The organism is Hyphococcus aureus (genome assembly GCF_042643165.1).
Taxonomy (GTDB): Bacteria; Pseudomonadota; Alphaproteobacteria; order Caulobacterales; family Parvularculaceae; genus Hyphococcus; species Hyphococcus aureus.
The window spans coordinates 2,624,283-2,637,162 of record NZ_JBHRSH010000001.1 but is presented as its reverse complement, the minus strand read 5'-3'; the positions used below and the strand labels follow the sequence as shown (position 1 = coordinate 2,637,162).

The window sequence follows — 12,880 nt, the reverse complement described above, 5'->3', positions numbered from 1 at the left end:
TGAAGGGCGCCAGTTTTTTGCGATACGGGAATCAATGATGAAAAACATCGCCGCCGCTCTCCTCGCCGTTATTTGTTTCAGCGCCGCCACCGCTCATGGTGAGGAACCGCAAAACGAAGACGCAAGACGCGAGGCTCGGCGCGCCGCCTGGATGGCGATGGGCATTGAAGACTATCAGCCTCCGGTCCCACAGGAATTGACCGCCACAAAACTTGAAGACTTCACGGCGCTGGAAGCGACACAGGGCGTCGCCGCCGACGAAAAATATTTCTACGCCGTCGCCAATTACGTCCTTGCAAAATATGAGCGCAAAACCGGCGCCCTCATAAAACGATGGATCGGCAAGCGCGGCGGCCTCATTCGCCACATGAACAGCTGCTACGCCGAAGCGGGCAAGCTTTACTGCGCCAATTCCAACCATCCGCAACTGCCTATGGCGAGTTCTATTGAAATCTTCGATACGAAAACCATGACCCATGTAGAGAGCAAGAGCTTCGGCGTGATGGATGAAGGCTCCCTCGTCTGGTTCGACCATTACAAAGACGGATGGATTGCAGGCTTCGCCCATTATGATGACGAAACCGGACTACCCTTTAAGGATCACAGCTACGCATCGGTCGTCACTTATGACCGGGACTGGCGAAAAACCGGCGGCTACGCCCTGCCCGCCTCCATCCTTGAAAAAATGGCGCCGCAGGCGGCGTCAGGCGGCGCGATCGGCGATGACGGCCGACTTTATGTTATGGGTCATGATCTGCCGGAGATGTATGTTCTGGACTTCCCCGAGATGGGTCCGGTCATGACCCATGTCGCCACCATCGCAGCGCCCGCGGAGGGTCAGGCCTTCGCTTTCGATCCTGAAGACCCGCGCCGCGTCTGGGCGATCAGCCGGCCCAGCGGCAAGGTCGTTTCCTTCACCCTGCCTGAAATCGACTAGCCGCCATAAACATCGTCGGCGCGCTTTACAAACGCTTCGGACATGCGCGCAAAGGCCTTGTCAAACACCGCCTGCGCCGTCGCCTGCAATAGAAAGGTCCTGAACTCGAACTTTATCTCGAAGTCGATCACGGAACCGCCCTCCGGCTTGTCCGTAAAGCGCCAGCGATTTTCGAGATTGCGAAACGGCCCGTCCACATAAGCAACGTCGATGCGCTTGCTCTCGCTATCGAGGGCGACCTTGCTGCGGAAGCGTTCGCGGAAAACTTTGTAGGCGACGATCATGTCGGCGGTGATGTTCGCTTCGCCGCGCTCAACGATCCGCAGCCCGACACACCAGGGCAGAAATTCGGGATAGGCTTCGACATCGGCGACCAGCGCATACATCTGGTCGGCCGTGTAGGGTACGTCAGTTTGGGTATGCCGGAATGTCACGGGAGGCGCTTCGCCTTTCGTGCGGGTCCATCAAAAAGATCGAGCATATGTGTCATGACGGCCGTTTCGCATTGCGCGCATAGCCGTCAAACAGGTCGAGCATACGTTCAAACCATGCAGCGACAGATTGCGGCGCTTCGTAAATGTCTTCCGCCGTTGAAAGCCTCGGCCACATGAACGCGCCCATGACAATGTAATCGCACAGATTGGGCGCGTCGCCGCCGAGAAACCGGTACCGCCCCAGCGGCGCTGACAAAATCTGCAACGACGCTTCGGTCTTTTCTTTTTGCCCCGGCAATGCGGCGAGTTCTTCCAGCGTTTTGCCGAATCGCTCCTCCCGCGAGGCACGGAAATAGGGTTTGTCATCTTCGGCCGCGAGGGCGTGAATACGCGAGACCAGCATTGGCGACACGGCCGGAAAGAAAGACGAAAACAACCAGCTGCGATAAAATTCCGCCGCAGCCGCCTCTCCTTGCGTCGCGACAAGCGGGTTTTCAGGATAGGTCTTGTCGAGCCACGCCATAATCGCCGCGCTGTCTTTGACCATCTCCTCGCCATCGACGATGACCGGGATGCGGCCATATTCCGGATCGGGATATTTGGTCTTGTCGGCGAAGCCGACCAAAATGGGCTCGAATTCCAGCGCTTTGTGGAGAAGCGCGAATTTCACCATCCAGCAGAACGGGCTCGGCCTGATATCGGGATCGGCCAGCGCAAGATCGTATAATTTCAAGGCCATAGCGGCATTCCAGCGAGCCTTGAAGCGGCCCGCCCGTCTCTTAGCCGCGCGTAACGCCCCTCGCAAGACGCGCGCGCGTCGTAGCCCGACCGCCAGACGGGAAGACTCGACAAGCTGCAACTATAGAGTGTAATAAATAAATGTTTTTCATTTGTTCTTTACTTTAAATGGAGGGGAAAAGATGAGTTTAGACGCAGAAAAACGATATCAGGACATTGCTTTCTTCAATATTGAGAAGAAATCAGCGGCGCCCGAAAAGAAATCCAATGTCATGACGATCATCGCTGTCAGCGTTCTCGTCACCGTCGTCCTGCTCGCAATCGGATATTGCGCAGGCCTGAAGGCCGGGTATTTCGCCGCGCCCTGCTGCTTCGGCCCGCTTGAACTTCAGTTCGATTTTGAGGGCTGAGCGCCCTTCACATTTTCAGTTTTCAAACAGACCGCAAAAAGCCGGTCCTTTAACGGGGGTTTTTATGAAAACATATCTTGTCATCATCGCCGCGCTCGCTGCATTGACGCAAGGCTGCACACACAAAGTCGCAGTTGACGACTTCACGGTCCGCAATGAGACCATCATTCCCGCCGGAGAGCCGCAGGCGCGGCGCGACATCGCTGCAGAAACCTGCGAAGCGCAATATACGGCCGGAAAGCAAAACTATCTTTCAGCCGTTCAGGGCGCGATCGCCGCGGGCGCAAGCAATCCCGACGCCAGCAAGGCGCCGCTGGACGCTTTCCGGGCCGAGATCAACGCCGCTTACAACGCCGTCGTGCAGCGCTGCAAAACGCATATGCATTGTCTTGAGGTGCAGCGTTACGATGAAGCGAAATGCTATATGGCCGCGAGCGACCGCAAGGACGCCGAGCGACGCTTTTCAGATCTCGCTGAGGATCTCCGCCGGATCGAAAGCAAGCCCCGCTCCGATCATGGCCACAAGGCGAAATCCAAACCCGCCGTCATCGTCAACAACAAGAACACCATGACCCAGAATAACGATCAGCGGCAGAAAAACGACGCGCAAACCGGAGACCGGATCGAGGATCAGGACGTTCTGAAGGTTTGCGGCGATGTGAAGGGCCTGTTGCAGTCCCAATGCCGGCGTCCCTGCGGCAATTGCTAAGCGCCTTTGGCGGCGCGCGCCGCCTGTAATCTCGCGAAATCCTCGCCTGCATGATGCGATGACCGTGTCAGCGGCGAGGACGAAACCATCAAAAAGCCTTTGGCGCGCGCCAGCGTTTCATAAGATTTGAATTCATCCGGGTGAACGAAGCGGTCGATGGGCGCATGCTTGCGTGTGGGCTGTAGATATTGGCCAATGGTGATGAAATCGACGCCGGCGGAACGCATGTCGTCCATCACCTGCATCACTTCTTCGCGGGTTTCGCCAAGCCCGACCATAATGCCCGACTTCGTGAACATCGTCGGGTCACGCTCTTTCACTTTTTCAAGCAGGCGCATGGAATTGTAATAACGCGCGCCGGGTCGGATGGAGAGATAGAGACGCGGCACGGTTTCAAGATTGTGATTAAAGACATCCGGCTTTGAATCGATCACAATCTCCGCCGCGCCATCCTTGCGCAGGAAATCCGGCGTCAGAATTTCAATCGTCGTCCCGGGCGCGCGGGCGCGAATGGCTTTCACAACCTTCGCGAAATGATCGGCGCCGCCATCTTCGAGGTCGTCGCGGTCAACAGACGTGATGACGACATGGTTGAGGCCCATCTCGGCCACCGCGTCGGCGACATTTCCAGGCTCGTTGACATCCAGCGGCGCCGGCAATCCGGTCTTCACATTACAAAAGGCGCAGGCGCGCGTGCAGGTGTCGCCCATGATCATCATGGTCGCGTGCTTTTTATCCCAGCACTCGCCGATATTGGGGCACGCCGCCTCTTCGCAGACTGTGTGCAGGTTTTTCGAGCGCACAATCTCGCGCGTCGCCGCATAGCCCCTGGAGACCGGCGCCTTGACCCGAATCCATTCGGGCTTGCGCAGGATCGGGCTATCCTCGCGTTTTTGTTTTTCCGGATGGCGGGGCTTTTCCCCGCCGATTGTGTCTATGATCGTCGCCATGGCGCTCCATGTAGCAGCGGCGCCCCTGTATTGTAAGGGGCGCCGCCAGCTGGGCGCAGGGACTGATGGAAGGGGCGAAACCGCCTAAAACATCAAGCGGTTAACGTCGTCGATAATCTCGTCAAACGGGCGATGGATGATGGCCCCGTCCATAGGCTCTCCGAGGGAGACATTGATCGCCTCCCAGGCTTCTATGGAAGGGATCGTCGGCGCCGCGCTGACACGAGCGAGCTGCGCGCCTTCGGTGGAGAACTTCACCACCTCGCGCGACACCGGCAGGCGCAACCAGCGCCAGACCCGGCGGCGCATCTCGCCGCTTTGATAAAGCTCCCAACGCGGGTCGGATCCATCCTTCGAAACATCGAAGAAAAGCGTTTTCAGATCGCCTGCGTCGGCGAGCACGAGCACGCCATTCGCATGTTCATAAAATGCCGGCGCGCGGCCATTGCTCAGAAAAGACGATTCGCCGAAGCCGCATCTTAAGTCAGCGATGGCTTTGCGCTTCGCCATGACGCAGCCCTGAAACTTGGCGACGATATTCGGCCATTCCTGCCGGCCAATCACGAAAAGCCCGCCAGCGACGAAAAGGATCATCATCGCCGCGACCTGCACCGTCATCATCAGGCCAGCCACATAATAATTGAAGGCGAGAACCAAGGGCGCCAAAAGCGCAAAGGTCGCCGCAATAGGTCGTTTGAACCCGATCAGATCCTCGCGCGCATAATCATTCACATTGTCGGAGTAATCCGCAGCGTGCTTGAGACGCGCAACAACAGGAGCGGGAATATCAACACGCGCAGTGGTAAGCATGTCATCCTCACTTATAAAACTTGATTGGGAGGATGGCGCCTAAGGTTTGCCGCCCGCTTAAGACGTTAACGCCAAATTTATATTCATTGTCAGAAAGTAAGCGGCGTAAGGGCTTGTATTATTAACGCCCGCCGCATTCTCGCCACAATTCAGCGCCGGTTGCGCCTTATTTGAGCATCTTTTTTAGAGGGGAACAGCGGTTCGGCGGAACACCTTGCGGATCGCGAAATTTGTAATCACCCGGTCAACCCCCGGAAGACGCGTGAGAATTTCCGTGTGGATGCGCTCATAATCGGCGCCGTCGAGACAAAGAATGCGCAACAGATAATCCGACAGGCCGGCCATCAGGTAACATTCCATGATTTCGCGATGGCGCGTCACCGCTTTTTCAAATTCGTTCAGCGTCGATTGTTGCTGATTTTTAAGGGTCGCCTGAACGAAGACCGAGGTTTCCAACCCCGCTTCGCGTTCATTGACGATCACCACCTGCTGGGTGATGACGCCGGTGCGCCAGAGCTCCTTCACCCGCTTGTGACAGGCCGACGGCGACAGCCCCACCCGCTCCCCCAACTCCGTGAAGGGGGTCTGGCCGTCCTCCTGAAGGACGTTCAAGATAGCTGTGTCGAACTTGTCCATGGCATTGAATTCCATTCTCCTAAATTCATAGATTACGATACATAATTCTTCTAATTATCAAAAATGGCGTAAAATATCAAAAATATCCTCTAAATTCTGAATATAATCCGCCCCGAACAAATCACGAGGGAGACTCCCATGCTTGTTGGCGTTCCAAAGGAAATCAAAAATCACGAATACCGCGTCGGCCTGGTTCCCGGGAGCGTGCGCGAATATGTGCAGAACGGGCATGAGGTGCTGGTGGAAACCGGCGCCGGCGCCGGGATTAAGGCGAGCGACGCCGACTATGTCGCCGCGGGAGCCAAGATCGCTCCAGACGCCAAGACTGTGTTCGAAAAAGCCGACATGATCGTCAAAGTGAAGGAGCCCCAGCCGACAGAATGGGCGCAGCTTCGCGAAGGTCAGCTCCTCTACACTTATCTGCACCTGGCGCCCGATCCGGATCAGGCGCGCGGCCTCATTGAATCAGGTGTCACAGCTGTCGCCTACGAAACTGTCACGGACGCCTACGGCGGTCTGCCGCTGCTGGCGCCCATGAGCGAAGTCGCGGGACGCCTTTCCATCCAGGCCGCCGCCTATGCGCTGACGGCGCACCAGGGCGGGCGCGGGCTGTTGATGGGCGGCGTGCCGGGCGTCTTGCCGGCGAAAGTGCTGGTCATTGGCGGCGGCGTTGTCGGCACCCATGCGGCGCGCATGGCTGTAGGCCTCGGCGCGGATGTCACCATCCTCGACCGCTCTAACCGTCGCCTTGCTGAGCTCGACGAGCTTTTCGAAGGCCGCGCCAAGACCCGTTATTCCACCTATGAAGCCCTCGACGAAGAAACCGACGTCGCGGATGTGGTGGTCGGCGCCGTGTTGATCCCCGGCGCATCGGCGCCAAAGCTCGTCACCCGCGAGATGCTGAAAGGCATGAAAGAAGGCTCTGTGCTGGTGGATGTCGCCATCGATCAGGGCGGGTGCTTTGAAACCTCCCACGCGACCACCCACGCCGATCCCACCTATGTGGTCGAAAACGTCATTCATTATTGCGTCGCCAATATGCCGGGCGCCGTGCCGCTGACCTCCTCGCACGCCCTCAACAACGCGACGCTGGGCTTTGGCCTGCAACTCGCCAACCGCGGATTGGAGGCGCTGAAGGACAACGCGCATCTTCAGGACGGGCTCAACATCCACAAAGGCAAGGTCACCTATAAGGCGGTCGCAGAGGCCCTCGGGGTCGACTACACCCCTGCGGCGGATGCTCTAAAAGCCTGACCCATAAGCTTTTTCTAACCCAGCGCCCGGCCATCGCCGGGCGCTGTTATATTGCGGCGCAAAAACACTGAAAGCTCGCGAAAATATTACTTGATGGTAAGCAATTCCGGCTCTGGTCCTCCGGGATAAAGCTTGCCGAAAGCGCGCGATCAGAGGCATAGTCGCGCCGGAGAGAGGGAACATTATGCGCAAATCTATTTTCAAGAGCTTTGCCGTCGCCGCCGGAATGGGCTTGGCGCTGGGTTTTGCTCACGCGCACGCCGCGCCTTCCCTGCCTTTCGGCGGCGGATCGGCCCTTTTTGCCGATAGCGGATCTGACGCTTCCACCGATCAGGCGAGTTCTGCGCTTGAAAACATGATGCAGCGCTTCATCCGCATCGACGCAGAAGAAACCGCCGCGGCCGGTGTTGAAACCGAGAGCAGCGAATGTCCGGAAGAAAAGAAAACCAAGCTCGCTGAGTCTGACAAAGACGAAAAGAGCGACAAGAGCGCCCCGCAAGGACCGGAGCCGATCTACTTCGCGTTCTAGTCCCGGGTTTCACTACCGTCTGAAATTTCAGTTTTCTTGGATGGCGCGTCTCGCTTACGCGGTTTTGCGCGCGCCAACAGCATCAGGTCGTGTTTGTAACGCCCGCGCGTCAACCGCATGATGACGATGATGATCCCCGACAGCGCAAAGACTAACCCAGCGGCGGCGGCGGTCATCACCAATGGATTATTGAAATCCTCACGGTCCTCATAATCCATAATGTGGAGCATCCAGAAAAAGTCGTAGAGCCGCCAGATATCGTTGCGGCGCGCGCGCACCTCGCCGCTCGACGGCGAGATATAAAGACGTGTGTTGTATTTGTCGTCGAAATCAACGCGCCAGACCGGCGTCTCCCGGCGATATTCCTGTGGCGGAAAACTAATCAGGCGTGCGCTGACGATCTCACCGTCGCCGACAAAATCCTGTTTGGCGATGCCGCGCACATCCCTTTCCTTCAAGGGAGTCAGCCTTTCACCGCTTGATGCGTCAAACATGGCGATGGCGCCGTCGGCGTTCGAGGCGAGATAAACGACCCGTCCGCCAAACCGCTTCAGCTCCACTGAGGTGGCGCCCGCCGCCTGCGCAATAATTCCGCCCGGCGATGCATAGGCTTGCGCCTCAAGCTCAATCGGCGGCGAGATGAAAGCGACATTTTCACCGCGCACCATCTCGATGGGGAACCAGCTCATGATTACCCCGGACGCCATCCACAGAAGAACCTGGATGCCGAGGATCAGCCCCGCCCAGAGATGGATGCGCTGAACCCAGGTTTTGGCTTTCATTCGCCTGCGCCGCCGGATGTTGATGAGGCTTGCGCAATGTCGGACGCCGACAGCGGCGTCGTCAGCAGCGTTTCAAACGCCGCCCAGCGGTCGCCGCCATTCAGCGCAGCCTGATGCTCCACAAAGCCTTCGACGAGGTCGCGACCAAGATTGTAGTTCAGCACATAGCCGCGATAGGTTTCGATGAAACGGATCGACTGTTCAGCCCGCTCACGGGATTCTAGCCGGTATTTCATCGATAGCTCCACCGCCTCGTCACGGCTGAGGCGCCCGTCGAGATATTCCCGCGCGATGTGATTGCGCGCGTGGGAAAGTTTGCGGCGCAGATCATTGAGCTGTTCAAGCGTCGCCGCTTTTTCAGGATCGAGCCCGGCGAGCGGAAAAAGAACATTGCGTTCAAAAGCGATCTTTTCCTTGTCCGGAAAGGCGAGCTCAATGCCGTAATTGGCTGAGCCTTCCGCGGTCACCGACATGGGCGAGAACAGCGGATAGACGGAGTATTCGATCCACCCTGCGCCATCCAGAAGGTCGCGCTCGATAAAAACGTTCCATACATGGTGGCCCGGATAGCCTTCGTGACAACCGAGGTCGACAGCGCGGTCGATGATGATCGGGAAATCCGTATTGACCTGAATGAGACTTTCGTAATCGCCTTGATACCAGTTATAGCCGCTCCAGGGTTTGTCAGTGACAAACTCCAGACGGAAGCTTTCAGTTTCCGGCAGCCCATAATGGGCGAGCGTGCGCTTGCGGCATTCGGCGATAGCGGCGTCGAAGACCGCCTGCAGCTTGTCTTCAGGAACTGCGAGGGAATTCCGAAACGCCTCTACGCGGTCCGATAGCGTACCTTCACCCGGCAACAGCGCATCGATTTCAGTAAGAGCGGCGTCGAATTCCGCGAGGTCGTATTGCGGCGCCACGGCGTCATAGAGAAGCCGGGTTTCCTCATCGAAGGAAAATGTCTTGCCCTGCGCCATTTGAATGCGGGTGAGCGCTGCGCGGAACTGTTTTTCAAGCATCGCGCCGCGAACGCTGGCCCCACCGGCATTGGCGCGGGAAATGGAGATCAATAGCCCTTGGGCGTCTGCTTCGAGCTGGTCGAGCGGGCGCTGCTGTCGCTTCGCCTCCTCGGCCCAATCGACGGGACCGTGATAGGCGTCCACAAAGTCAGGATCATGTTCGCCGACGCCCAGCGCCAGCTTGACGAAAGCTTCCCCGAGGGAATTGAGGCTCGCCGAAGTTTCCTGCGCCGCGACATAAGCATCTCGCGGCGCGCCGTCTGCTGTTTCAACTGAAGCATTGGAAAGGCGGGCCGCCTTGTCGGCGCCCGCCTCATTTGATTCGCCGTTACAGGCCGCAAGCATGGCTCCTGCGCCAAAAATGGCGGCGAGAGTAGCGGCGAGCCTGGTCACTGGGGCGCCGCTTAGACAGCCGCGCCGGAGAAGGTCGACGTTCCGAAAGCGCCGAGTTGCACATTGCCGGAAATGTTGTCGCCTTCGGTTTTACCCGTGAAGGAGAGCGTGATCGGCATGGGATTTGTTACTTTCGCATCCCATTTCAGCGTGTCGCCTTCAACCTTGCCGTTTTCAATCGGCGATGTGCCGGCTGCGCCGGACATTTCACCGGTGAGCGCGCCGCCTTCTTCCTTCAGCGTCAGGGTCGCGGTCTGTTCGCCCATAGGGGTTTTGATCGTGATGTTCCACTTGCCGTCAATGGCCATGATTTCCTCCTTTGCGGCCCCGCCTCCGGGGCGCTTCTCAAGTCGCGGCAGACCTTAGCGTTTGCGCCTTGCCGCGCAAGGGGCAGCCGCAGCGAACCCGGCCGCAAGGCGCCGCTTTTTCAATTCACGAGCCTCCCGTCAACGCACCAGCTTGACCCGCTCACCCGCTCTTACGGATTCAGTGGGTTCGATCGCATTCATCACCCTGAAACGCTCTTCCTTATATGCGTCAAAGGCCATGTAGCTGGAAAGGCTCGCGGCGGAATCGCTCCGCTGAACCGTGACCACATCGATGCGCTGGGCCGGCGGCGGATTCGCCGCTTGTAGCGAGACCGCCCGCAAGGACCTGACGCTGGCAAGAATTGGCGACCGCAGTTGCTGGGAGACGCTGGCGGGCGCCACCCACAGGAAAATATAGTTCGTGTCGCCTTTCCATTTCACCACATAGGCGGTGACGTCGACGGCTCCGCTCTGGGTGTTCGCGCGCGCCTCGCCCACTGCGCCGGGACGGCCGCTGATATTGATGGCCCGGGACTGGCCGAGATCAACGCCGAGACTTTGGGACAAGGGCCCGTCGATGATCGCCTGCGGGCTCTCCGCCGAATTGGCCCCGGTGAATTGCATTTGCGCGCCGGTCTGAGCCGAGCGCGCCAGCACAGCCGTTGACGAATTCTGAAGCTCGAAGCCCGACGGGACCGTAAACGCAATGCCGATACCCGGATGAACGAAGTCGCGCCCGCGAATAAAGCCCTGCTTTACCGGATCATCACCGTAAAGAAGCCCGTCAATATTGGCGAGATAGGCGTCACGATTGCGCCCCTCTCCCGACCCGGCGCCGAGCACTTGCGCTTCCTGCGCCGCGCGGCGCACACGCTCCGGCGTGTTGGGGTGCGTATTCAGGAATTCCGGTGGACGCTCCACGCCGGCGATCCGGCTTTCAAGGCTCGACCATTTGCCAAGCGTGTCCAGAAACTCAGACTGGCCGATAGGGTCGTATTTGGCCCTGTCCATGATCCGTACACCAACCAGGTCAGCTTCATATTCCTGACTGCGCGAGAACTTCATGAGGTAAAGTTGCGCCGCCTGACCGGCGAGTTGCGCCGTATCCTGATCACCGGTGAGGATGGCGACCGCGGCCGCGCCGAGCCCCGCGAGATTGCCGCGGCTGACGCGCTGCGCCGTGTGGCGTTCGTAAATATGGCCGATTTCATGACCGATAACGCCGGCGACTTCCGCCTCGCTGTTCGCCAGCGCCAGAAGGCCGCGCGTCACATAAACATGACCGGGCAACGCCATGGCGTTGACCACCGGACTGTCGAGCACCGTGAGTTCAATTGCGCTCAATTCAGGGGACGGCGCCTCCGAGGTAGCAAGGAGACGATTGTGAATGCGCTGTACATAAGCGGTCAGTTGTGGATCGTTCAGCTCGCCGCCGAAAGCCGCGACAATCTTCGGATGCTCCTGATCGCCCAGCGCAAGGCCTTGCTGATCGGAAAGCCCCAGCGGTCCGCCCGTGGATGCGCAAGCGACCAGCGCCACCGCAGCCGCGCAGACCAATATCTTACGAAACGCTGCGTTGAAATTTCCCATAGCACCCTCCCGGTTTGATTGCGGCGCGCTAGAACGTCCAGCGGGGTACCCCCGCACGCGCGCCTCCCCGCCTGTCAGAACAAGTCTAGCACAGGAAGGTTGCAGAGGAAGGCGCAGCTTATTTTTTGGGCTTCGCGCGGCGCCAGCTTTCCATCGCCTGGGATATGGCGAAAGTCTCGCGGTATTTGGGCGAATCCGAGGGACGCGGCGGCCGGTCGCGGGTCAGTTCCATGATCTCGGCGAGTTTGTTGTGCGCCGCGCCGGACTGGCCCGCGCCGATATAGGCGTGCAGTTCAATCAGGGCGTCGGACAACGGATCGTCCGCGCGAATGACAAAATACGGCTCGTTCTCCGCGAGGTCATTATAGCAGTCAAACTGTGACGGATTCGATTTCGATCCGACATAATTTTTATCGGGCGCGGTCATGGGCGTAAGGTCCTCTGCTAGCCGAATGAGATGTATTGGGCGATTCGCGCGCCGCCGCCCTACTCACCCCGTTCGACAATCGCGCGGGCCTCCTTTGACAATTCGGAAATCAGCGACGGATCGCCGACCGAGCGCAGATATTTCACGAAATCCTTGCCGCTGCCGGTCTTTTCGCCGGTGAGAACGATCTGGTCGACGAGCCGCACGAAGTCCTTGAGATCGTCTTTGAAAAAGATGCTGCACAAAAACGGATAGCGGTTCCGGTAACAGCCGATCACCACCCAGCGCCAGAACAAAAGGACGTCCTTTTCGAGGAGGACATGAGTTTCGACCGCCCGGACAATGCGCCGGATCCACCCGAGATAGCGGTGCAGCGCGGTAAGGCCGACTTCGGCGGAGGCGCTGACCGACTTAGACGTTTCGACAAACGGGGTTGTCCGCTCGCCGTCGCGATAATTCCACTCCCGGTCCGCACCGCCGCGCCAGACCGTATTTCGGTCGCAGGCCGAAAGGAGTTTCGTCCGCGCGACCTTGCCGGCGCTGTCGATCTCGTAGACGCTGTCGCTGTCAAGAATTTCGAGAATGCTCTCGTCGAGCTCCGCTGTCAGGCGAAGGCGTTCCATGGAAAGCTGCTGCTCGGCCTGACGCTGCTGGTTGCGCATGACGATGAGATAGGCGAAGCACGCGACCCAGGCGGTGCCGAGCGCGGTGATCCCGTAATTGAGAATGGTGAAGGCGAGTTCTTCGCGCGCCTCGGCGCCGGACGCGACCGCTTCATCGACCGCGACGCGCGGCCAGGTCGTGTCGAGAAAGGTCTCAAACAGCGTATTGGTCTGCCCGGAGATTACTGCGAGGCCGAGATGGACGAAAACTAGGGTGATGAGGATGAGGAGGCATGTCGCCACCCATCGCAAGGTCTTGTCCATCATGCGCGTCTCCTCCGACTTTTTGCTT

At 58.6% G+C, this 12,880-nt stretch carries 16 protein-coding genes; 5 read left to right on the top strand and 11 right to left on the bottom strand.

What is annotated here, in order from left to right; genetic code table 11:
- The first annotated feature begins 34 nt into the window (after nt 1-34).
- Nucleotides 35-937: a hypothetical protein gene (locus ACFOOP_RS12860; protein ID WP_379881392.1), complete on the top strand. Its 903-nt coding sequence runs from the start codon at nt 35-37 to the stop codon at nt 935-937.
- Here the strand turns inward: ACFOOP_RS12860 and ACFOOP_RS12855 are convergent.
- Both ACFOOP_RS12855 and ACFOOP_RS12850 read right to left on the bottom strand, forming a co-directional pair.
- Nucleotides 934-1,371, bottom strand: coding sequence for a type II toxin-antitoxin system RatA family toxin (locus ACFOOP_RS12855; protein ID WP_379881390.1), 438 nt, complete (start codon nt 1,369-1,371; stop codon nt 934-936). The genes ACFOOP_RS12860 and ACFOOP_RS12855 overlap by 4 nt on opposite strands.
- Before the next feature lie 52 nt (nt 1,372-1,423).
- The gene (locus tag ACFOOP_RS12850; protein WP_379881388.1) at nt 1,424-2,110 is read right to left on the bottom strand and encodes a glutathione S-transferase N-terminal domain-containing protein; all 687 of its coding nucleotides are present in this window, start codon (nt 2,108-2,110) and stop codon (nt 1,424-1,426) included.
- A 181-nt stretch (nt 2,111-2,291) separates the two neighbouring features.
- Between ACFOOP_RS12850 and ACFOOP_RS12845 the strand changes: the two genes are divergently transcribed.
- A complete protein-coding gene (locus ACFOOP_RS12845) occupies nt 2,292-2,519 on the top strand; it encodes a hypothetical protein (protein WP_379881386.1) in 228 nt (75 codons plus the stop codon).
- A gap of 64 nt (nt 2,520-2,583) precedes the next feature.
- Nucleotides 2,584-3,228, top strand: a complete 645-nt coding sequence (locus ACFOOP_RS12840) for a hypothetical protein (RefSeq protein WP_379881385.1) — start codon at nt 2,584-2,586, stop codon at nt 3,226-3,228.
- Here ACFOOP_RS12840 and lipA read toward each other — a convergent pair.
- The 3 genes from lipA to ACFOOP_RS12825 all read right to left on the bottom strand — a co-directional run bounded on the left by lipA (nt 3,225) and on the right by ACFOOP_RS12825 (nt 5,624).
- Entirely contained in the window at nt 3,225-4,178 is a 954-nt protein-coding gene (gene lipA, locus ACFOOP_RS12835) for a lipoyl synthase (RefSeq protein ID WP_379881383.1), read from the bottom strand. The genes ACFOOP_RS12840 and lipA overlap by 4 nt on opposite strands.
- Nucleotides 4,179-4,262: 84 nt before the next feature.
- Nucleotides 4,263-4,988, bottom strand: coding sequence for a hypothetical protein (locus ACFOOP_RS12830; protein WP_379881382.1), 726 nt, complete (start codon nt 4,986-4,988; stop codon nt 4,263-4,265).
- A gap of 183 nt (nt 4,989-5,171) precedes the next feature.
- The gene (locus tag ACFOOP_RS12825; RefSeq protein WP_379881381.1) at nt 5,172-5,624 is read right to left on the bottom strand and encodes an Lrp/AsnC family transcriptional regulator; all 453 of its coding nucleotides are present in this window, start codon (nt 5,622-5,624) and stop codon (nt 5,172-5,174) included.
- A gap of 138 nt (nt 5,625-5,762) precedes the next feature.
- Between ACFOOP_RS12825 and ald the strand changes: the two genes are divergently transcribed.
- Together ald and ACFOOP_RS12815 are read left to right on the top strand one after the other, a co-directional pair.
- Complete coding sequence (gene ald / locus ACFOOP_RS12820; protein WP_379881379.1) at nt 5,763-6,878, top strand: alanine dehydrogenase; 1,116 nt, start codon at nt 5,763-5,765, stop codon at nt 6,876-6,878.
- 184 nt (nt 6,879-7,062) lie between these two features.
- Nucleotides 7,063-7,407, top strand: a complete 345-nt coding sequence (locus ACFOOP_RS12815) for a hypothetical protein (protein WP_379881377.1) — start codon at nt 7,063-7,065, stop codon at nt 7,405-7,407.
- On the opposite strand, the gene ACFOOP_RS12810 is transcribed toward ACFOOP_RS12815, so the two are convergent.
- The 6 genes from ACFOOP_RS12810 to ACFOOP_RS12785 form a co-directional block, all read right to left on the bottom strand.
- Nucleotides 7,404-8,189, bottom strand: a complete 786-nt coding sequence (locus ACFOOP_RS12810; protein WP_379881375.1) for a PepSY domain-containing protein — start codon at nt 8,187-8,189, stop codon at nt 7,404-7,406. The genes ACFOOP_RS12815 and ACFOOP_RS12810 overlap by 4 nt on opposite strands.
- A complete protein-coding gene (locus ACFOOP_RS12805; protein WP_379881374.1) occupies nt 8,186-9,601 on the bottom strand; it encodes a hypothetical protein in 1,416 nt (471 codons plus the stop codon). Before ACFOOP_RS12805 ends, ACFOOP_RS12810 begins: the two co-directional genes overlap by 4 nt.
- A gap of 11 nt (nt 9,602-9,612) precedes the next feature.
- Complete coding sequence (locus ACFOOP_RS12800; RefSeq protein ID WP_379881372.1) at nt 9,613-9,909, bottom strand: hypothetical protein; 297 nt, start codon at nt 9,907-9,909, stop codon at nt 9,613-9,615.
- A gap of 138 nt (nt 9,910-10,047) precedes the next feature.
- Complete coding sequence (locus tag ACFOOP_RS12795; protein WP_379881370.1) at nt 10,048-11,499, bottom strand: M48 family metalloprotease; 1,452 nt, start codon at nt 11,497-11,499, stop codon at nt 10,048-10,050.
- A gap of 118 nt (nt 11,500-11,617) precedes the next feature.
- Nucleotides 11,618-11,926, bottom strand: a complete 309-nt coding sequence (locus tag ACFOOP_RS12790) for an aspartate decarboxylase (protein WP_379881368.1) — start codon at nt 11,924-11,926, stop codon at nt 11,618-11,620.
- A 59-nt stretch (nt 11,927-11,985) separates the two neighbouring features.
- Nucleotides 11,986-12,855: a hypothetical protein gene (locus ACFOOP_RS12785; RefSeq protein ID WP_379881367.1), complete on the bottom strand. Its 870-nt coding sequence runs from the start codon at nt 12,853-12,855 to the stop codon at nt 11,986-11,988.
- Nucleotides 12,856-12,880: the final 25 nt, after the last annotated feature.